The organism is Streptomyces sp. NPDC033174 (assembly GCF_055577795.1).
The window spans coordinates 151,609-172,047 of the sequence record NZ_JBVIPQ010000005.1 but is presented as its reverse complement, the minus strand read 5'-3'; the positions used below and the strand labels follow the sequence as shown (position 1 = coordinate 172,047).

The window sequence follows — 20,439 nt, the reverse complement described above, 5'->3', positions numbered from 1 at the left end:
CCCCCCCCCCCCCCCCCCCCCCCCCCCCCCCCCCCCCCCCCCCCCCCCCCCCCCCCCCCCCCCCCCCCCCCCCCCCCCCCCCCCCCCCCCGGCCGGGTCACCCCGCAAAGAGAACCGTGAACCGGAACACACCGGTCGATGGAGGTGCCGGTGGCACGCACGAGGGACGACGAACTGGGCGTCCTGCACAGCCTGGACGAGGTGGCGGAGTGGCTCGGCCGGGAGCAGCACCTGTACGTGCGCTGGTCACGCGGCCCGCACGTCGATCTGGCCTCCGCGTCCAGCTCGGACGAGCTCACCGGCACCCCGCTGCCGGGCCTGTCCGCCAACGCCCTGGACATCGAACCCTGGTGGAACGACCGCCCGGCGCGCATCTGGGTCGCCCGGCGCCTGTACGACTACTCCCACCTCCCCCGTCTCCGGGGCGGCGACGTACGCCCCTGGCTGCTGCGCGGACGGGAGGTGGGGCGCGGCCCCGACAACGAACCGCTGGTCCGCGATGTCGAGCCCCTCGCCTGGATCGACAAGAAGGTGATCGAGGAGGCCACCGCCGAGATCGACCGGCAGCCCGGCGCATGGGGGCCCATTCAGCGCGATTCCTGGCGCGGATGACGCCGCGCCACGTCGGACCACGGCGGTGCGCGTGTTCATTCCGGGGGCGCGGGTAACCGGGGTTTCCTGAGCATTCGTACCGACATGGCGGCAGATGACAGCAGGAGCGTTTGTGATTTTTTCATGTCGGTTACTGCTCTACCGGATGAATCCGACCTTTGTGCAGGGAGCTTTCCATGGAGCATCAGAACGCCGGCCACTCCTCTCCGCAGGGCGGCGCCGACCCGGAGCTCCCGGGCCGGCCGAGCAGCGGGAGCCCCACGGTCGCCGAGCCGACCGCACCACAGGAGCCCCTCGCGCCGAAGCCCGACCAGGCGGGGCCGGAGGCGGTGTCCCCCACGGGCAAGCCGACCGGCGCCGGCCCGGCGTCCCGTGCCCAGGGCGGCGCGTATCTGACGACGGCGCAGGGCGCCCGGCTCTACGACACGGACCACTCCCTCAAGGCCGGGCCGCGCGGTCCGGTGCTCCTGCAGGACCACCATCTGCGTGAAAAGATCACGCACTTCGACCACGAGCGCATCCCGGAGCGGGTGGTCCACGCGCGGGGCGCCGCCGCTCACGGCATCTTCCAGGGATACGGGACCGCGTCCACCATCACCAAGGCCGCCTTTCTCGCCAAGGACGTGGAGACCCCGGTCTTCGTGCGCTTCTCGACCGTCCTCGGTTCCCGGGGGTCGGCGGACACGGTGCGCGACACCCGCGGCTTCGCGACGAAGTTCTACACCGACGAGGGAACGTTCGATCTCGTCGGCAACAACATCCCGGTGTTCTTCATCCAGGACGCCCTCAAGTTCCCCGACATCATCCACGCGGGAAAGCCGCACCCCGACCGTGAGATCCCGCAGGCCCAGAGTGCGCACGACACCTTCTGGGACTTTGTCTCCCTGCACACGGAGGCCACCCACCACACCCTGTGGAACATGTCCGACCGGGCCCTCCCGCGCTCGTTCCGCATGATGGAGGGCTTCGGCGTCCACACGTTCCGCATGGTCAACGACGCGGGCGCGACCTCGCTCGTGAAGTTCCACTGGAAGCCCCTGGCGGGCGTGCACTCGCTGGTGTGGGAGGAGGCGCAGCTGATCGCCGGAATGGACCCGGACTTCCACCGCCGTGACCTCGCCGACGCGATCGAGGCGGGCGCCTATCCCCAGTGGGAACTGGGAGTTCAGGTCATGCCGGACACGCCGGACCAGACGTTCGAGGGCATCGACCTGCTGGACCCGACGAAGATCGTTCCTGAGGAGCTCGCCCCGGTCCAGCCCATCGGCCTGCTGACCCTGAACGCCAATCCGACGAACTACTTCGCCGAGACCGAGCAGGTCGCCTTCCACCCCGGGCACCTGGTCCCCGGCATCGACATCACGGACGACCCGCTGCTCGCGGGGCGGCTCTTCTCGTACCTCGACACGCAGATCAGCCGGCTCGGCGGCCCGAACTTCGGCCAGATCCCCATCAACCGGCCCCAGACCCCCGTGAACGACATGCTCCGCGACGGCATGCACCAGACCGCCGTGCACGCGGGCGTGGCGCCCTACCGGCCCAACTCCCTCGACGGCGGCTGCCCCTTCCTCGCAACGACCGCCGAGCAGGCGTTCGTCGAGGTGCCGCAGCCGGTCGCGGCCGCGCAGAAGGTGCGTGAGGCCCCGGCCTCCTTCGACGACCACACCAGCCAGCCGCGCCTGTTCTGGGCGAGCCTGTCGCCGACCGAACAGGAACACGTCATCGCGGCCTACACCTTCGAGCTCGGCAAGTGCTACGAACAGGCGATCAAGGAGCGCACGCTCCAGGTTCTCGCCGACATCGACCCCGTCCTGTGCTCGCGCGTCGCGGACGGCCTCGGGCTGCCGGCCCCCAAGCCCTCCGCCCCGCTCCCCGAGATCACCCGGAGCCCCGCGTTGTCCCAGCTGGGCCGGACCTGGCCGGTGACCGGCCGCGTGATCGGGATCGTCGTCGACGGGACGACCGACCTCGACGAACTCCGGGCCGTCCGCCAGTCCATCCTGGACAACGAGATGATCCCCCTGATCATCGCCCCGACCGGCGGCGACCTCTCCGGCGGCGCCGGTGAACCCCTCCCGCCCCAGCGGACCTTCGCCACGGCCCGCTCCATCGAGTTCGACGCGATCCTCCTGTCGGCGGCCCCCTTCCCCGGCGCCGACTCCTACGGCGCCCGCGACGCCCGCGCCGGCGCTCCGGGAGCGTCCGCCATCGACCCCCGAGTGGTCCTGATGGTCGAGGAGGCCTACCGGCACGCGAAGGCCCTGGGCAGCTGGGGAGACGGCGAGAACGTCCTCACGGCGGCCCTGTGCCCGGAGGACGCGCCGGGCGTCGTCCGCGCGACCTCGGGAGCATCGGCGCTCGAGGGCCTCACGGAGCTGCTGCCGCACCACAGGGTCTGGGAGCGCTTCCCGACGGACCGCTGACGTTCCGCCGGACATCACGGAGGAGCCCGCTCACTGTCGCCCCGACGGTGGGCGGGCTCTTTGCATCAGCCGTTCGGACGGCGCCGCATCCCACCCAACATGGGTTGCAGCGAGGGCAGTTCAGTAATGTCCCGACACAGAGAAGGACGTCTTCTCGGTCTCGCGGGCGAGCTGACCCCCTTCTCAGCTCAAGGAGGGCGGCCTGCCCCGCGGCGCTTCCAGAGCCGCCCGCAGCGCTTCGACCGTCTCCCGGCCGATCCGCTCGGCCAGCTCTCCCTCCAGCCGCTCGAGGATGGCGCCGGCCTTGCGGTGTGCGCGTTCGCCCTCCTCGGTCCGCCGGATCAGCCGCTGTCGGGCCGAGGCGGGGTCAGGAACCTGTTCGAGCAGGCCGGCGGCGACGAGGCCGTGCACGGCCTGATGCGCGGTCTGCCGGGTGACACCCATGCGCCGCGCCAACTCGGACACCGTGGTGCCCTCGTCGTCCATCACAGCGAAGATCTGGGCCTGCGCCGGGGACACCGGTGTGGATCCGGCTGCTTCCAGGGCGGTCAACAGCCCTTCTTCGAACCAGCGCCGGGCGTCGCCGAGCAACTGGGGAAGGTTGCGGCGGGTGGACTGCATGTGTTCCTCGCGGGCCGGGCTCGTACGCGCTTGATTGTCCCCACCTTCTCATGTCAGGCTACCTGACATTAATGGCGGAGGTCGATCCAAGGAGACGGCATGACCATCGAGTACGCCACCCGCTATCGGCAGGCGTCACGCATACCGGCGGAACAGGGCAAGCCCTACTTCATCGAGAAGGGCGAGGGCGACCGCGCCCATCTGTTCGGCGACCTGATCACCATCTACGCGGGCGGCGAGCAGACCGAGAACACCTTCAACTTCTTCACCGTCGAAGGCCCCAAAGGCAACCTCATCCCGGCCCATCTGCACGCCGACACGCACGAGGTCTTCTACATCACCCACGGTGCCGTCCGGCTGTTCGTCGAGGACACCGAGGGCGACCAGCAGGAAAAGCTGCTCACCCCCGGCGACTTCGGCTTCGTGCCGAAGAACTGCCGGCACGCCTACCGCATGGAGCGCCACCACAGCCAGGTCGTCGGCGTCGCCGCCGGCCCGGGAGGGACCTTCGAGCGGTTCTTCGAAACCCTCGGTGCACCCACGGAGCAACTCGGCCTCCCGCACCAGCCCGTCGTCCCCGAACCTCACAAGTTCGCCGGCGTCCCCGAACAGTACGACGTGCGCTTCCTGCCCGACCACAAGTGGCGGACCCGATGACGGGAACCGGGCCCTCGCTCCGGAACTGACCGCCGCGCCCACCCCGATCACGTTCCCCTGCCGCCCGGCGCACCGGACAAGGCCGGTGTGCGCGAGCTGCGCGGCGTCCCCTACGACAACGTCGAGGGCAGCCGTCCGTTGGAACTCGACCTGTGGCTGCCGAGGTCGAACGGAGTGTCCGCCGGCACCGGAAGAGCCGGACGGCTCCGTTGAGCCGGCCACGACTGATCCGGAACCGCAGGATGCCGTGGACGAAGACGACGAGCCCGAAGCACCCGGGGAGGCGGCGGAGCCGCAGGGCTCCACGGAGGACTCACCCGAGTCCGACGAGCCGGCCGAGCCTGAGCACTCGGAGGCACCCGGCCGAGGGCGAGGAGCCGGAAGTTCCGGATACGACGACCGCTATCACATCTACAGTGAGATCATGCGCTGATGAGTGCGCCACATGGAGAGGGAGAGAAAATGCGACGCGGACCCATGTCCGAGGACCCTCAGTTCACCACGGTGAGCATGCCGGACGACTACGCCTGTCGGACGGAAACCGCCGTCGTCTACGCGCCGGTGATCCGGGGCGGCGTGACCGTGGGCCAACTGTGGGCGTCGACCACGGAGGCGGCTGCCGGCTTCCTCGCGTTGCCCGCCGCCGGGACCGCCTCACGCGCGGCGGCCTTCGCCTGGACCGACCGACTGCGGGAGTCGAAGGCGCAGGGGCTCACCGCGCTGGAGGCGCTGCGGCACTGGACCGGGCAGCCGGATGATCCGAAAGCCGGGCACGTGCGCGCGGACGCCGAGGGGCAGGCTCCGGACCTGGCCGCGCTAGAAGGTGAGATGGGGCTGAACACGTCCGTGCAGCCGTCGCTTTCGCGTCGGCCGCACGGCTTTCACTCCTGACGCGTTGTCACTTGCAGCCGGGAACTAGCAGAGTTCTATGCGTCGGCTGACGTGCAGGCGGACGGCCGGTGCCCGGGCCATTCTCGATGTCGAGTTTCGGCCTGGCGGTCGCGGGGGTCCGTGACGGGGCCGGATTCCGGCCGACCAACCTGCGACCAAGACCAGCACGGGCAATGAGCCGACGCTCCGCCAGGCAGTTTGAGCCCAGCGGCCTCTCCCGCCACCCTGACTTCTCGTCAGAACGAGCGACAAATGAATGTCACGAGCGTCATCTCAGCGTCAAGACATCGCCCGGAACGCCCACACCGCACATACCGCGCACCCACAAGATCTCAGGTCAGGCGTCTTCCTTCACCGGCTCCAGGATCGCCACGCACTCCACGTGGTGCGTCATCGGAAGCATGTCACCCGGGTGAACTCAGAGAAAACCGCAGGTCAGGTCCGTCCCTCGTCTCCGTCTTGGGGCCACCAGGTGCGAAGAGCGTCAAACGAGCGTCACGGCGGACGCCCAGTGATCCCAGCAAGGAGTGCCCCAGACGCCGTCCCCGTGGTCAGGTTCAGGCTTCGGCGCTCACACGAGGGAAGCATTGATCCTTATCAGCGTCGATCGTTTGGGACGCCCCATTCAGGCGGCACCTCGCTCAGACAGCGGATGACGTACTCCCCGCTTACTTGGTTCCGGCCACCGGAAGCACGTACTCACCGGCGAGACGCGCCAAGTGCAGCGGGAGAGGCCGGGCGAGCGGCGGGTAGTCGTCGTGGTAACGCAGCTGGTGCGCAAGCGTCGCCCACTCCGCCGGCCGGTCGGGCGGGTCACCCGCACGCCCCGAGTCCGTCAGCGCCTTCTCCGACAGACAGCCGAGCACGGTGATCTCCAGTTGCCCGGGGTTCCACGCGGTCTTCCCGGGCGCTGTCCGGCCCTGTGCCGTGGGCACCAGCTTCATGAGCCCCTTCGGCAGTTTCGCCACCGTGTGCGGCTTCGAGGCAGTACTCGCGAAGACACGGCCCTCCGTATCCGCCGTCCCCCACACACCCTCGGCGAAGCCGACCCCGTCCTCGGTGTCGTGGGCGTACCACTCCGCCACTTCACCCCGGGCGTTGGCGTCCCGTACGAGCAGCACCCGCAGGTCGTGGCCGTAGAGCGTGTGCCGCTGGGCGGGTTCGGCCCCGAAGCCGAGCATGTCGCGGTCCAGTGCACCGTTGCGCAGGCCAGGCCAGCACTGGCGCAGATTTCCGGCGTCCGCCAGCAGCAGCGTCGGGCGGTCGCGGAGCTGGAAGAGCAGTGCCCGGATCTGCCGCTCGGTCTCCCGCTGCCTGTCCTGCTCCACACCCGGGCGGGCAGCGGGCCGGGATCCTCCCGGGGCTGCCGAGTCATCGACGAGCTTCCCCGTGCCGGTCTCCTTCCCGCCGCTCGCCGCCGGTTCCCGTGCCTGGGAGAGCAGCAGCAACAGCTTCGGATACGGCACCCATTTGGCTCGTTCTGCGTCCCACCCCTCGATGACGCCCGGTCCGTCCCCGGGGCGCACCCGCACCGCCACCAGCCGGTGGACGGGGCATCGCGTGGGCCCCTTCCTGGTGTGGCGTACGAGCCAGAGCGCCGCGTACTGAAGGTCGCCCGGAATGCCGGCTCCCACCCGATGGGCGGGCGGGCTGATCGCGCCCAGCTGCCGGAAGGCGTCCAGCCAGGTCCACCTGGCCCGGTGTTCCAGAGCGCTGTCGGTGTCGTCGGGCGAGTTCACGAACTGGGTCAGCCGTCCCTGCCGTGCCCAGGCGATGCGCAGCGCGTGCTTGGGGTCGGAGTCCGGGACGGCGGCGAAGCGCTCCTTGCCGGCGATCTCCGTGATCACGACTCCGGCCCCGCCGAGGAGCGGGTCCGCCCGGTCCGCCACGAGCCCGCAGCGCCCTTCGATGGCCTCGGCCAGCCGGACGGCCCTGAGGCGCCCGCGGGCTCGGGTGGTCGGCAGGGCGTCGACCAAGGGTCCCGCGGGCCGGGCCCGGACGCGGATGTCGACCCCCTCGTACTGCCACTGCCAGGTCTCCCCGCCGGCCGACGGCACTTGCTGCCCGGCGGGAAGACCAATGAGCTTGGGCAGCTCGGCGAGCAGCGCCGCACGGATTTCCGGGGACTGCCAGAAGACATCGATCTCCAGGGGGCGGCCGTTCAGTGCGCGTGTCAGCGCCGCCCGCCGTTGCAGAGCCAGCTGGGCGTCGCGGACGCCCGGGACGCGTCCGGTGCCGGAACGGGGCAGCAGGTAGGGTGTGTTGCTCCGGGAGACGCGCGTGAGGTCGGGGACCCGGGTCAGCAGGGGGCGCAGCCCTTCCTCGACCCAGGCGTCCAGATCCGCCCGCTCCCGTGGCATCAGCCCGGGTCCGACCTCGTGCGGGCCGATCGACGGGTGGTAGACGATGCCGGCGGCCACGTCCCCGGAACCGTTGATCCAGCGTTCGGGGTCGGAGAAGAGCGCTTCGGGCCGGGGATAGTTGCGCACGATGTCCAGCTCGGGCACGAGCGGTGCGGGGCTGTGCCGGCGCCAGGCCAGTTCCTTCGACCGCCGGTCGTAGCCCAGCGTGTTCACCATCAGCCGGTGGCCCCGGTCCGGCCCTTCCGGCCACGGCAGTGGAGCGTCGAGCAGGACGGTCGTACCGCCGAGCTGGTGGGGGCGTACGTCCAGTCGGGTGGCCCACCGACGCACCTGGGTGGACACATGGACGCGGAACCGCGGGGCGAACGGCACGGTGTGGACGGTGATGGTGAGGCAGGCCGAGTAGTACCAGGTCTGCCGTCGGCGCTCGTATCGCTGAGGCGGCCAGGAGACAAGTCGCGCGCCGTCACCCGAACTCTCGACGCGGAAGTGGAGTGTGGTGCCGCCCGTGCGGAACGTCCGGGCGGCCAGCCGGAAGGCGATCCACTCGGGCAGCAGGCTGTAGAGCCGCGCGGCGGGTTCGGCGGTTCCGCCCGCCGAGAGCACGCTCTCGGCGAGGTCGACCGGTTCCGTCTCCCAGTGGGGCAGACGTACCGTCTCGGCCGGGTCACCGGAGCGGAGCCTCTCCTCGAGGTCGGCGCCCTCCGAGTCGTCGTCCTCCCGGTGCATGGCCGCCGCCCAAGCTCCTACCACTGGGGCCAGCACGTCCGGCGGGACGGCTTCCCGCGCGTAGAGCCACGGCAGACGGCCATCCGTCCCGGCGTTGCGGCCGGTCGCGATGACGCCTGGCGCCATCGCCTGGAGCAGGGAGTTGAGCCTGCGCACGGGGAGCCGGTGGGGGTGGACGGAGTTCTTGTCCGCCTCGGCATGCATCCCGGTGAGCTCGGCGTGCAGGTCCTCGCCGAGCCGCAGCACTTTCATCTCCTCCCGCCAGGGTCCGTGGAGCGGGTCGGGTTCGTAGGCCGCGACGCGAATGTGGTGGTACACGGAATTACCTCCGGGGACAGGGGTTCGGCGCTTACGGGTGGGCGGGTACGGCGGCGAGCAGGCGGGTGAGCATGCTGCGCAGTGGCGCGTACAGGGCATGGACGATGAACTGCTCCTCCACGGTCGTCGTGCCGCCGTCGAAATACGGGTCCAGGACGGCGAGGACGCTGTGCAGCAGACTGGATTCGGGGGTGTCGGGCCGGGCCGGTACGGCGCCGCGGTTGGGGGCGAAGGCGGCGTCGACGAAGACCACCCGGGCTGGTACGCCACCGCGTACCAGTCGCCCGATCACCTGCCACAACAGGACCAGCATGTCCCAGGTGACCTGTTCCCGTACATCGTCGTCGAGACGGCTCCACGCCATCGAACGGGCGAGTACCTGGTACCAGTACGAACGGGCGAGGCGGCGGAACTCCTCCGCTCCTTCCTCGACGGTGGGTTTCCCCTGTACCAGGGTGGCGAAGTCACCGCCGGTGACGGCGCGGACAACCCAGTCGTTGACGGCATTGACGGCCAGGTGGAGGTCCTCTGGGTGCGGATGGGGCCGTGCCAGGAAGTAGACCGTGCCGATGGCCGCCTCGTCGTCCTCGTTGAGGATGTTATGGCTGCGTTCCAGCGCGAGCAGGGGCGCCACCAGGACGTCCGCCTCGAGGTCCTTCAGATGCTCGACGTCGCCCCGGCGCAGTGATCGGGCGTGGTAGGCGGACGGCGCCTCGTCCTCCGCGGTGATCTCCTCGTCGTCCGACACCAGGCACAGCACCTTGTTGCGCCAGCGGACGTTGAGGTTGTGCAGTGTGTCGGCCACCACACGTGCCTCGGCATAGCTGCCGACCAGCAGAAGGATCTGGTCGCGCCCTGGAGGAAGCGAGAGCAACTCCTGCTGGAGCGGACCACCTTCAGTGACCTCGTACTCGTCTCCGCCCTCACCTAGATGGCACGCGATGCGGCGCAACTTCTCCGGGCGGTCGTCCGGATGGGTTCCCGACATGCGCAGTTTCTCGTCGCCGTCGTCGATGAACTCGAAGCGCATGGAGCTCTCGTTGGCGATACGTTCGGTCACCTCGGCCGGCGGTTCGATGACCACACCGACCGGGACGCAGACGTGGTAGCGGCTGGACGCGCCCGCCCAGCTGCTGCCCGACATGAGCAGCAAGTGGGCACCGGGCCTGCCGTCTACGGAGGTGAGATCGGGGATGGCGCGCAGCAGCTCCCGTCCGACGCCGCTGCACCGGAAGAAGGTCAGTTCGCCGCTGCGGACTCCGCCCTTGTCCTCACCCGGGACCCGGAACTGGAAGCCGAGCACATTGCCCATCGGGGCCTCGGGCACCATCGGGCCGTAGTCGAGCGGCCGGCGGTACATCGTGTTGAAGCCCAGGCTGAGGGCGGCCTCGACGCGGGGCCACATGGCGTTGATCATGGCGAGCCGTGGTTCCAGGGCGCTGAGCAACAGTGTGAACTCGAAGCGCTCCGCGAGTTGCTTCCGCCATTCCTCGGGAGTCTGGGGCGGAGGCTTGGGCTTCCTGCGGCGCCCGCGCTTCTTCTCCTGTTCCTCCTCCTCGCGCCGCCACTTGTCGTAAGCCTCTTGGTACTTCCGCTGCCGGGCAGCCATGTACTTCGGGTCGATGGCGAAGACCTCGTCCATGACCTCGGCGAGGCGGCGCCGGGTGTTCTCCGGGTTGCCGGTGTGGAGCAGTTCGTTGAGGAGGGCGGTCAGCCGGCTGAAGTCCTCCTCCGTCCTGCGGTGACGGTCACCGAAGGGGTTGTCCCGGAACGCGTCGAGTAGTTTCCCGAGAGCCTCGCGGGGGGCGTGATGAGGGTGGTCCGGACCGCTGTCGTCGGGGAGTTCGTAGCGTTCGTCGAGGAGCCCCAGCTGGAGCGTCCAGGCGCTGAAGTAGCCCGTCCGCACCCACTTGCGCAGCTCGTACCCGGCGACGAGCATCGCGTACAGTCGGTCGGTGGCCGCGCCTGCGGTGTTGAGGGCGGCGGCGAAGGTCTCGACGTCCCGTTCGGAGAGCTGGGTGCGTCCGCCAGCCGCGAGTTCCCGGATCTTGTGCCGGCTCAGCTGGTCGATGAGGCCCTTGTCCTCGTCGCTGGCGAGGACCACGGCGGGTGCGAAAGTCTGGTCGAGCTGCATCTGGACACGGTCGGCCTCGTCGATGATCACGAGGTCACTACGGCGGCAGGCGAGTTCGAGGAAGCGGATGCGCTCGCCGTTCTGAGGGCGGGGCGGCGAGGCGTCGATCAGCCCGGCCGGCGTGGCCACCCAGATCAGGGCGCCGACCAGGGTCCGAGCTCCGTGGTGACGGGGGCAGGCGGACCAGTACGGGCAGCTCGTCACCCTCTTCTGCCACACGGAATGCCGTCCCTCGCTCGGGTCACGCCGCAGGGCCGAGGGGGGGCGGAGCCGGGAGCAGGGTGCCTCACCGTAGGCAAGTGGTTCGGTCGTCGACGTGGCGCCCTGCCGTCTGACGTTGAGCAGGCAGGACGTGCCGAGGTAGGCGAAGGCGGGGTCGTCGTGGGCGAGCAGTCGGTGCTCGCCCCGGCCCGCCAGCCGACGGTGCAACCGCTGGGCGTGCCGCTCACGGCCCGAGGAGCCGAGCACGGGTGCGGCGGCGCCGTCGGTGTAGAGGTCGTAGAGCCGGACGAGCTTCAGCACCTCCGCGACATCGGTGACGACGATGGTGGTGCGCTTGCCTAGCTTGGCGAGATGGACGGCGATGATGTCGCGCAGTGTGCTCTTGCCGGCGCCGACGATGCCGAGCAGGTGCTGGATGCCATCGACCGTGAAGGCGAAGTCCTCGTCCTTCCTCGCCTTGTGGAAGGTTCCGTTCTCCTTGGTGGACAGGTCGAACGACCGTAGCCGCTCCAGCCACCGTGGTGCCCGGCCCTTGCCGGAGCGAGCGTGCTGGGCGTCCATCTCCGCCGCCGTGTGCTCCAGGTCCTCCCTGGTGAAGATCAAGGGCTCGCCGCCGCCGGCCGGTTCCAGGTCCATGTCGTGGGCGACGAGGGGGATGCGGGGGACCGGCGGCAGGTCGACGACGGCCATGGTGCGACTGACGGGGAAGGCGTGCGGGCCCTGACCCGCGACCGGCAGGCGCCTACCCGCCAGCGGCGGTGCGGCACGCAGCAGTTGCTCGTAGAGGGAGAAACGGTCGCCGGCGACGGAGAGGTCGCGGCGGGCAGCGGGTGTCTCGGCGTCCGGTACGTCGTAGGCGCGCACCCTGGGGTCGAACCTCTGGTAGGTGTCCAGCGCCTCGAGCCAGGTACGGTTCCGGCGCAGCGTCCACAGCGAGTACCTGGCGATACGCAGGGTCTTCGCCGCATCGGATGGCAGCGGTGCCCGGTGCGCCTCGGCGAACCCGTACCCGCTGAACAGCACCCAGGCGCTGCTCGCGGGGCTGCCCGGCATCATCTTCTGCTGGAGGTACAGGCCAAGTTCGACCTGGCAGAGGGCTTCCAGCGCAGGCTGGGGCACGGAGGACCCCAGAAACGCTATGAGCGCGTTGAACACGTCGGTCAAGGGCGGGGTGATACTACGCATCATCCTTCTCCTCTCGCCGGGCCTGTCCCAGGTCGGGCACGAGGTCCATGGGGGTGGTGAGCATCAGCCGGTCCCGCAGGAGCGCGGGAAGCGCATCGGTGAAGGCCTGCCGGTAGCCGTCCCGTCCGGCGAGCGCGTCGGGGACCACGACGAGGGTGCGGTCCGCGAGGGGTGTGTTGTCGGTGAGATGGGCTGCGAGGAGCGTCGGCTGCAGGCGGTCGTACACCTGGATGTCCACGATGCGGGGGCCGGTGTCCCTGAGCCGGTAGGCGGGCAGAAGACCGGGCAGGGGCTCGTACGCGACTTCGGCGCGCTCCAGTGCCTCCCGGGCGGCTTCGTCGGTGCGGTGCGGCAGTACGAGGTACCACCGCAACGAGCGCTGCAGGATCCACGCCTGGTCCGGCTCACGGATGAGCCGCGGAGGGACATCGCACGGGCAGTTCTCCCCCTCGCACCAGACTTCCGCGCGGGTGCCGGACGGTCCGGGTGCGGGCACGGCACTGTCCCGGGGCAGCGCAGGGAGCCTGCACGAGGGGCAGTACAGGAAGTCTCCGTCGACGAGCAGGAACTCGGGCAACGGACCGTAGAGGCTCTTGACCCGGCTCCAGACGGCCCTGTTCCAACCCGGCGCGAAGCGGTCCTGCTGGTGGACGACCGGGTGACGTGCCAGGAACGCCCGGCACTGCCGGTAGCACTCCTCCGTTCCACTCCGCGCGTGCAGGTCCCCGAGGAGCGCGCGGGCGTGGCCCGCCACGCCTCCGTCCGGTCCGTGCGAGGCCACCTCGAGACACGACCGGGTCGGCATCCGGCCGACCCGGTGCACCAGCGTGGTGCCCGGCGAGACCAGGGAGGAGGGGACCGCGAAGAGTGGGTCGTCGGACGGCCTGGTCCGGCACCACTCCCACAGCTCCGGAAGACTTCTCGGCGGCGCCTCCCCCGCATAGAGGCAGCGCATCACCGTGTGATCCAGCGCCCGCTGGGCGAGGCCGGGATAGGGCAGGGTGAAGGAGCGGAGCCCTTGGACCTCGGAGAGAGCCGCCACCATGCGGGCGAGTTCGCCGAAGAGGTCGCTGCCCACGCCCTCGGGCGCCTCGCCGGCGTCCGGCCGATCGGCCCGGCCGGCCGACCCCGCCCTCATGCCGCGGCCTCGCTGACGGACGACGCCGTGCACCAGCGGGCCACTTCGCACCGCTCGCAGGAGCGTCCGGGCCGGGCCGCGTACTGGTCGTCCCCGTGCCAGTCGGCCACCATCGCCCGCAGTACCTTCTCGGCGGTGACCCGATTGGCCGGGGCGAAGGGATCGATGATGTCCAGGTCGGCGCCGCCGGGGCGCAGCACCTCCAGCTCGACCCGTGCGCGGAACGGATCACCGCCCAGGTCACCGCGAGCGATCAGCACGACGGCCAGGGCCAACTGCGGATAACGCTCCAGCAGGGGGCGGTCGGACCGCCGATCGGTGACGGAGGTCTTGGTCTCGCGCCACACCCATGACCCGGCATCCCGGTAGAGCAGGTCGGGCGCGGCCAGGACCACCACGTCGGCGGCTGTGTCGTGCCGCACCACCCGGGGCTCGGTCCGCACATCCGTACCGTCCCCGACGTACCGCAGCGGACAGACCGCGGCGTGCCGCCGCAACAGCAGGGCGCCGAGTGCGCGTTCGTGTGCGGGCAGGTCGAATCCCTCCGGTACCCACTCCTCGGGGACCTCGACCGTGCAGGGCCGAGGCGATCCGTGGGCGTGCCGTTCGGCGAGGTAGGCGTGCAGCGCCCGGCCGCGCTCGGCCGTCACCTCGCGTTCGACGGAATCCGCCGTGGGCAGGTGCAGCCGACGCATATGGTCACGCGCCGGGCAGGCTCGGTAGGCCCGCCCATTGGTGACCGACCAGGTGCGGCGGGGCCGGTCGTGCGCCTCGATGCCCAGCAGTCCGGGCGCTGTGCGCAGGGCCGGGCACACCGACAGGTAGGGGCATCCGCCACAGGCGGATCCCGGGCGGTATTCCCGTCCGTCCAGTACGCCGGCCAGGGCAGCGGGGCCGTGTTCGCGGTACCGGGCGCGCGCCTCTTCCCGGCTTCCCGCGAAGAGTTCCCGCGTACGGCCGTCGAAGAGCGCGAACTCCACGATCCGTACGTGCTCCGGCGGTGGTCCGGGGGCGCCCTCGGCCAGCACCAGGGCGACGGCCGCGGTGAACCCGTCGGGCGGCAGGTCCCGCAGGCGGTGCACGGGCAGACGAAGCTCGCGGTAGGCACCGTCGGAGGAGGCCAGGCAGCGGCCCCACGCGGTAAGGCGGTACTCCTGGGCGTCGCGCGGGCCGGGACCGGATGGCCGGTAGCGGTACGTCCACGGCTCGGGCACCTCGTGCAGCGGGCGTTCCGGGTCGAGGGGGAAGGCCGCCTCGTACAACGTCACGCCGTGCTCCGACCAGGTCCGCAGACCGTCGTGCAAGGGCCCGGTACGTGTCCGGGGCGGGTGGCCGGCAGGCCCCGAACGGATGTCGCAGGCAGCCATGAAGGGGCCCAGAGCGAAGTGCTCCAACCGCTCACGGCGCCGCGGTACGGGGTCGGTGGTGTGGTAACCGCGGGTTTTGAGAGCGTCAGCGGCGGGGCATCGGAACTCTCCCCCCTTGAACATTCCGGCGGATACCGTGATGACGTCGGACGTGCGGGTCACCCCGTCGGGGGGTAGCCATGGCTGTGACATTCATGCTCCATTTCCGTACGGAGGAAAGGTGGACGGCCGTGAGGGAGATCGAGGAGGTCGGCGATGTGGAGAGGCGCTACGAAGTGCTGGACATGGTCGGCGACGGCGGCCAAGGCGACCTTTTCCTCGGGCGTGACCGCAATAGCGGGCAGAAGGTGGCGTTGAAGCTTCAGAAGGCCCGGGACCTCGGACCCGAGAGCGATTTCCGCTGGGCCGGTGATGAACTCCTCAAAGAGGGATCACGCATGATGATGCTGACGGGAATCCAGGCGATTCCCGAAGTCATCGCCACGGGGACACACCGGCGACGCCGGTGCCTGGTCATGGAATTTGTCGAAGGGAACCACCTGCGGAAGGTCCTGTCGGCGGCCCTGCCCGTCAAGGATCCTGTGACCGTTGCAGCCGTCATCGGCCAACTGTGCGAAATTCTGGCAGAAGTCCACGACCGGAATCTGGTGCACTGCGATCTCAAGCCCGAGAACGTCATCGTGCAGCCGGACGGCAGCCTCCGGCTCATTGACATGGGCCACGCGGTCGTGGCAAATCGAAAGACGGAATACGCACGCGGCACGCGTGGCTGGGCCTCCCCCGAGCAGTCCGACGCGTGCCCGTCAGGTCTGACGCGGCAAGCGGACATCTTCGCACTCGGCTGCATCCTGCTGGAGATGACCGTGATGCGGCTGCCCTACGGCGGACAGGACGAGCGGGCGGAAGAGGGCACCCCGGTCCTGCCGGCCGACAGACTCGCCGAACTGCCCCCGGAGTTCGCCTCCCTGGCGCTGTGGATGGTCCGGTGGGAGGCGGCGGAGCGCCCGGCGGACGTCCGTGAGGTGTTCGACCGGCTCCGGCCGTATCTGCCCCGGCTCGGCTCGCCACGGCCAGCGAAACGCCTGCGGCCGGACCCGACCGAGTACTACCGCACCCATCCGCCCCGGCTATGACGGTGAGCCGACGGCCACCGACCGGGCGGGTCACCTCAGCCCTTCCAGCCGCTCTCGGACCTCCCGCACCCCCTCACTGTCCATCAGCTCACGCAGCACGATGACTCTCTCCAACTCCCGCACCGCCGCGTCGGTGTCGCCGGCGGACACCAGGACATCAGCGAACAGCATCCGTACCTTCTCCTCGTTGGGCCAGTTCTCCTGTTCGCGGTAGATGTCGGAGGCCTGCCGGTACAGGGTGATGGCCTCGTCCCGTTCGGCACGGGCCAGGTGCACCTTGGCCAGGGTGAACAACACATCGGCCAGGCCGCTGCGCTCCGTCGTGCGCTCCACCACGCCCAGGGCGTCGGCGCACCGACGGAGCGCCCGCTCGTGCTCGCCCCGGTCGAGGTGGATCGCGCCGAGGACGTTCAGAACGGCCGCTTCCCCGACCCGGTCGGACACCTCCCGGCACAACCCCAGTGCACGGCGGAGCACTTCCTCCGCTCCCGTCAGGTCGTCCTGCTTGCGCAGGGTGAGCCCGAGCCGGTGCAGCGTACGGGCGAGACTCAGCCGGCCTTCCGCGCTGCGGTCCTCCTCGCTGAGCCGGACGGCCCTGCGCAGGGCGCCCACCGCCAAGTCGTACTCACCGAGCCGCCAGTGGGTCCCTGCCAGCGACCGGTGGACCATGGCGCGATCGACCGGACCGGCGACGGTTTCCGCCGCCTCGGCGGCGTACCGGAGGTTCTGCCGCGCATCATCGAGCAGGCGGCGGCGCCACTGGTAGATGACCAGGGCCATCGGAAGCAGCCATACGTACCGGTCGATACGCCGATTGATCGCCAAGTGAATGCCTCGCTGGACGGTGGCGTACTCCTCGTCCAGGAACGCCATCGCCTCCGCGAGGTCCGCGGGGTCGGTGACCCTGACCGCTCCGGGCTCGCCGGTGGGCAGGATGCGTTCGCGGTCGAGCACCCGGTCGCAGGCGCGGACGTTGTGCAGCTGATGTTCCAGCACCTGTCGTACGGTCGCCCGCTCGATCTCCGCGTTGTCTCCGTCCGGCACCGGTCGCACGTGCCGAAGGGCGAAGGCCCGCACGAGGTCGTGCAGCCCGTAGCGGTCGCCGTGATGTTCCACCAAGTTCGCCGCCACGAGGTCCACCAGGGCCCGGTCGGTACGCGTCCCTTCGTCCACTGCCCGTCCCAGATCCATCACCGCCTCCCAGGAAGCGCTGGGCCCGGGGTGGACGGCGAGCTGCCACAGCAGCAGCCGGGCTTCTTCATTCAGCACGCGCACGGAGCAGTTGAGCGCGGCGCGGACCGACAGTTCGTGCTCGGGAAGGTCCAGGGTGTCCAGCTTCGACCGCTCCAGCTCCTTCTCCATCTCCCGCACCAGGGCAGGGAGGGTGTGCAGCGGACGCGCACCGACCTCCAAGAGCCGGGCCACCACCACGAGGGCCAACGGCAGCCGACCGCAGAGGTGTACCAGCTTGCTGAAGGGCACGGCGTGCTTGGCCCGGTCCTCGGCCGACACATTCTCCTGGAGTACCTCCAAGGCGTCCGCCTCGTGCAGCGGCTCCATCTTGCGGAACAGCACCTTTCTCTCGGACTGCAGCCGCAAGAGGTCGTTACGACTGGTGACGATCACGGCGCAGGTACCGTCTCCGGGAAGCAGCGGCAGCACCTGCTGGGCGCTGAGCGCGTCGTCGAGGACGATGAGCACCGATCGGTGGGCCAGCGCCGACCGCAGCGCGTTGCTCTTGCTCTCCGTTCCAGTCACCGTGGTGTAGGGCGGCAGCGCGGCCAGAAAGCCGTCCAGGATCTCGTCCGGTTCGGCGGGCCGCACGTCTCCGTCGGCGAATCCGTTCAGTTCGCCGCGCAGCACCCCGTCGGGAAACCGCTCCCGCAGCCGACCGGCGAGGTTCTCGGCCACCGTGGTCTTCCCGACACCCGCCATGCCGCTGATCAGGACCAGCGCCAGATTGCCGGCATCCTGTTCCTCGCACACGGCCTCGAAGAGGTCGCCGATCAGCTCGTCCTTCCCGATCGGCTTGCGCCTGCCGCCGGGCAACTGGTCGGGAACGGGGGGCAGGAGCACCCCGCCCGGACGGCGGCTCTCTCCCCGGACCTGGTCAATGGCGCTCTGTACATCGACATCCGCTTTTCCGTTGCGCTTCTCCCACTTCTTGATGAGCCGCTCACGTTGGGACTCTGGCAGGTCTGCGTGGGCGAGCAGGTAGAACCGGAAGATCTGGGGCAGTTCCGGCGCGCGCTCGAACCATTTCTCCGTCTCCTCGCGCAGCCATTTGACCTCCCTGGACTTGTAGGCTGCGTCCAGCCGCGCGTACACGGCGGCCATCAACTCGGCCCGTAGCTCCTCCCGACGCAAGTGGAAGCCGGTCTCGGACAGTCCGTGCAGCGGTTCGTCCTCGCCGTCCCACTCCTCCAAGGCCGCGCCGAGCAGCTCGAACTGCGCTTTGCAGGTCAGTCCCTCAGCCTGCTTCACCTTTTCGCGAAAACGGAGCAGGTCGACGTCTCCCGCCGGCACGCGGAGCGTGCAGTAACCCGACTTGCCGCTATGGGGCACGGACTCCTGGCCCAGCCGCTTCCGCAGGTCGGCGACGACGCGGTTAACCAGATCGCCGACGTCCTCGACGCCCTCCCAGAGGACTTCGGCTATGTCCTTCCTCTTACATCGGCAGTCTGGCGAGGTCACCAGGAGCGCGAACAGGGCCGCCACCTTCGACCCTTCGACCACCCTCCTGCCGCCGTCCCCTTCGGCTCGCACCGGGCCCAGCACGTACCCCTCCATCGCCCTCCCCCTCACCGCGCCGCAGTCAGCGATCCGACCCCTCGCCGGCGCTCCTTCATCTGTGCGCCGCGCTGTGCCGCTTCACACGCGCTTGCTTCTTCACGCCCCCCGGGGACTCAGTTATCCCTCAGTTTTCGCTCTGCGGCCCCGCTTCACCCCCGGGCACGATGGCACCAGCCGCTCGCAGAAGCACGAAACGGCGGCTTAGTCATCCATCGACTCATCAGAGAGGAACCGCGAACCCGATGAACAGCCGTCAGCGCAACCGCCGGGCAGCCCGTCTGCGCCAGTCCCCCGACTGGCCGCCGAGCCGCCGCCGGCGGGCGGCCGTCCGGACCGAGGACACCACCCCGGCGACCCCGCCCACCGAGGCGCCGGACACCTCGTCCTCCGAGACCGCCTGAGCGCAACAGTCCGTGGGTGCCCGTACCGTACGGGCACCCACCCGCCTCGCGAACTCCGTCACCGGCGGGCTCGCGGCCTTGCTGCCGCTCTTGTCACACGCTCGTGGTCAAAGACGGCGTTACCTGGTCGAGAAAACCACTACCGCATGCTCACGCATCAAAGTGAGGCTAGTGGGACGCGTCCCCGCTTGATGCAGATATGAGGCGGTACGTCCCCACCACAGGACCCACCTCGTCCAGCATCTCGGTATCTCCAGCACCTCCGGACTCAGGTTTCCGCAGTCCGAAGAGAGGACATTTCCTGATGTATCCACCGCACAGCAGTGCGTTCGCCTCGGTGAGGCGGCACTTCGACGTTCCCTGGACCAGTGACGCGGTCTTCGTGCTCGTCCCCACGGACGCCGACGAGGCTGATCCGGTCCGGCTGACCGCCGCCGAGACGCACGAGGCCTTGTACGGCCCCGGCTCCGACCCGCAGTTCGCCACCGCGGTCTGGAAGGAGGTCATCCGCACGGCGCAGAGCGACCTGACTCCAGACAGCACGGGGAAACTCCTGGCGATCTGGCTGGCCCTGCCCCGGTTGACCGGGACGGTCCACCGGGTCTGCACGCGCCTGCGGGCCGACCGGTCGGACGTGGAGGCCGAGATGGTCCTGGCTCTCCTGGAGAAGCTGGCGGATCGGGACGGCGCGAGCTGTCTCACCGACTCCTCCCTGCTGCACGCGGCGCGCGCCAGGGCGTGGCATCTCGCCCGGGAGGGGCTGCGGGAGCTTCCCTCCACCCAGATCGAACGCATCACCGAGGAGCACGCTCTCACTGCGTCCGGCGAGGAGGCGGACGCTCCGGCGGCGGAAAGCCTGGACGTACGGGTCGACCGTCCGGACGGCCCGGACGGGCTGTGCGCACCGCTGCGTTTCCGGGTGCGCCCGGAGCATCTGCGCCGACAGGGAATCTTCATCGACACCGACGACGGGTCGCAGGACCGTTCGGCGGGTCACAGCCCCGGGAAGAGGCGACGGCCCGGGCGCCGCGCGGACACCCGGCCGGTCCGCCCCGCGGGGAGGCGAGGGTGAAGGACCCGGCAGAGGGCCGCCTCAGTTTCACGGAGATGTTCGACCTGCCCGTCGCAGTGGACCTGCGCACGGCGGCCCGAGCACTCGGAATCGGCTCGACGACCGCGTACCGGCTGATCCGCGAGCACGAGTTCCCCTGCCCCGTCCTCCGCATCGGACGTAGGTACAGGATTCCGACCACCGAGCTGATGCGCGCCCTGGGGATCGAGGACCGCCCGCTGTACAGCGTGGACCCGGAAGAGGACACGGACGATCCGAGCGTCGGCTTCTGACGGTAACCACCGGGCGGCTCCGTGGCAGGGGAACTCGTGCTCGCGGATCAGCCGGTACGCGGTCGTCGAGCCGATTCCGAGTGCTCGGGCCGCCGTGCGCAGGTCCAC

General features: G+C 70.0%; 15 protein-coding genes. 9 read left to right on the top strand and 6 right to left on the bottom strand.

What is annotated here, in order from left to right:
- The first annotated feature begins 150 nt into the window (after positions 1 to 150).
- Positions 151 to 612: a DUF6098 family protein gene (locus ACZ5VC_RS17670; RefSeq protein ID WP_469120939.1), complete on the top strand. Its 462-nt coding sequence runs from the start codon at positions 151 to 153 to the stop codon at positions 610 to 612.
- A gap of 176 nt (positions 613 to 788) precedes the next feature.
- Positions 789 to 3,035 (top strand): catalase, encoded by a 2,247-nt coding sequence (locus ACZ5VC_RS17665; RefSeq protein WP_469120938.1) that lies wholly within the window; start codon positions 789 to 791, stop codon positions 3,033 to 3,035.
- Positions 3,036 to 3,218: 183 nt separating this feature from the next.
- Here the strand turns inward: ACZ5VC_RS17665 and ACZ5VC_RS17660 are convergent, their stop codons facing one another.
- Positions 3,219 to 3,656 carry a MarR family winged helix-turn-helix transcriptional regulator gene (locus tag ACZ5VC_RS17660; protein ID WP_469120937.1) on the bottom strand — a complete coding sequence of 146 codons (438 nt, stop codon included), beginning with the start codon at positions 3,654 to 3,656 and terminating at the stop codon, positions 3,219 to 3,221.
- 99 nt (positions 3,657 to 3,755) lie between these two features.
- On the opposite strand from ACZ5VC_RS17660, the gene ACZ5VC_RS17655 reads away from it, so the two are divergent.
- From ACZ5VC_RS17655 to ACZ5VC_RS17645, 3 genes are all read left to right on the top strand, one after another.
- Complete coding sequence (locus ACZ5VC_RS17655; protein WP_469120936.1) at positions 3,756 to 4,313, top strand: quercetin 2,3-dioxygenase; 558 nt, start codon at positions 3,756 to 3,758, stop codon at positions 4,311 to 4,313.
- 247 nt (positions 4,314 to 4,560) lie between these two features.
- Positions 4,561 to 4,746 (top strand): hypothetical protein, encoded by a 186-nt coding sequence (locus ACZ5VC_RS17650; RefSeq protein WP_469120935.1) that lies wholly within the window; start codon positions 4,561 to 4,563, stop codon positions 4,744 to 4,746.
- Positions 4,747 to 4,823: 77 nt separating this feature from the next.
- Positions 4,824 to 5,204: a hypothetical protein gene (locus tag ACZ5VC_RS17645; RefSeq protein ID WP_469120934.1), complete on the top strand. Its 381-nt coding sequence runs from the start codon at positions 4,824 to 4,826 to the stop codon at positions 5,202 to 5,204.
- Positions 5,205 to 5,872: 668 nt separating this feature from the next.
- Here the strand turns inward: ACZ5VC_RS17645 and ACZ5VC_RS17640 are convergent.
- The 4 genes from ACZ5VC_RS17640 to ACZ5VC_RS17625 are packed head-to-tail and all read right to left on the bottom strand — an operon-like array spanning position 5,873 to position 14,561.
- A complete protein-coding gene (locus ACZ5VC_RS17640; protein WP_469120933.1) occupies positions 5,873 to 8,614 on the bottom strand; it encodes a pPIWI_RE module domain-containing protein in 2,742 nt (913 codons plus the stop codon).
- A 31-nt stretch (positions 8,615 to 8,645) separates the two neighbouring features.
- Positions 8,646 to 12,158: a pPIWI_RE_Z domain-containing protein gene (locus ACZ5VC_RS17635; RefSeq protein ID WP_469120932.1), complete on the bottom strand. Its 3,513-nt coding sequence runs from the start codon at positions 12,156 to 12,158 to the stop codon at positions 8,646 to 8,648.
- Positions 12,148 to 13,293 (bottom strand): pPIWI_RE_Y domain-containing protein, encoded by a 1,146-nt coding sequence (locus tag ACZ5VC_RS17630; RefSeq protein ID WP_469120931.1) that lies wholly within the window; start codon positions 13,291 to 13,293, stop codon positions 12,148 to 12,150. The genes ACZ5VC_RS17635 and ACZ5VC_RS17630 overlap by 11 nt, the downstream gene beginning before the upstream one ends.
- On the bottom strand, positions 13,290 to 14,561 hold the full coding sequence (locus tag ACZ5VC_RS17625) for a PD-(D/E)XK nuclease family protein (RefSeq protein ID WP_469120930.1): 1,272 nt from the start codon (positions 14,559 to 14,561) through the stop codon (positions 13,290 to 13,292). The genes ACZ5VC_RS17630 and ACZ5VC_RS17625 overlap by 4 nt, the downstream gene beginning before the upstream one ends.
- Before the next feature lie 329 nt (positions 14,562 to 14,890).
- Between ACZ5VC_RS17625 and ACZ5VC_RS17620 the strand changes: the two genes are divergently transcribed.
- Positions 14,891 to 15,793, top strand: coding sequence for a serine/threonine protein kinase (locus tag ACZ5VC_RS17620; protein ID WP_468704471.1), 903 nt, complete (start codon positions 14,891 to 14,893; stop codon positions 15,791 to 15,793).
- 30 nt (positions 15,794 to 15,823) lie between these two features.
- Here the strand turns inward: ACZ5VC_RS17620 and ACZ5VC_RS17615 are convergent, their stop codons facing one another.
- The gene (locus tag ACZ5VC_RS17615) at positions 15,824 to 18,583 is read right to left on the bottom strand and encodes an AfsR/SARP family transcriptional regulator (RefSeq protein WP_469120929.1); all 2,760 of its coding nucleotides are present in this window, start codon (positions 18,581 to 18,583) and stop codon (positions 15,824 to 15,826) included.
- A 245-nt stretch (positions 18,584 to 18,828) separates the two neighbouring features.
- On the opposite strand from ACZ5VC_RS17615, the gene ACZ5VC_RS17610 reads away from it, so the two are divergent.
- The 3 genes from ACZ5VC_RS17610 to ACZ5VC_RS17600 all read left to right on the top strand — a co-directional run bounded on the left by ACZ5VC_RS17610 (position 18,829) and on the right by ACZ5VC_RS17600 (position 20,331).
- Positions 18,829 to 18,987, top strand: a complete 159-nt coding sequence (locus ACZ5VC_RS17610; protein WP_157854403.1) for a hypothetical protein — start codon at positions 18,829 to 18,831, stop codon at positions 18,985 to 18,987.
- A gap of 304 nt (positions 18,988 to 19,291) precedes the next feature.
- The gene (locus tag ACZ5VC_RS17605) at positions 19,292 to 20,059 is read left to right on the top strand and encodes a hypothetical protein (RefSeq protein WP_468704475.1); all 768 of its coding nucleotides are present in this window, start codon (positions 19,292 to 19,294) and stop codon (positions 20,057 to 20,059) included.
- Between the two features lie 35 nt (positions 20,060 to 20,094).
- Positions 20,095 to 20,331: a helix-turn-helix domain-containing protein gene (locus ACZ5VC_RS17600; RefSeq protein ID WP_181792875.1), complete on the top strand. Its 237-nt coding sequence runs from the start codon at positions 20,095 to 20,097 to the stop codon at positions 20,329 to 20,331.
- Positions 20,332 to 20,439 lie beyond the last annotated feature (108 nt).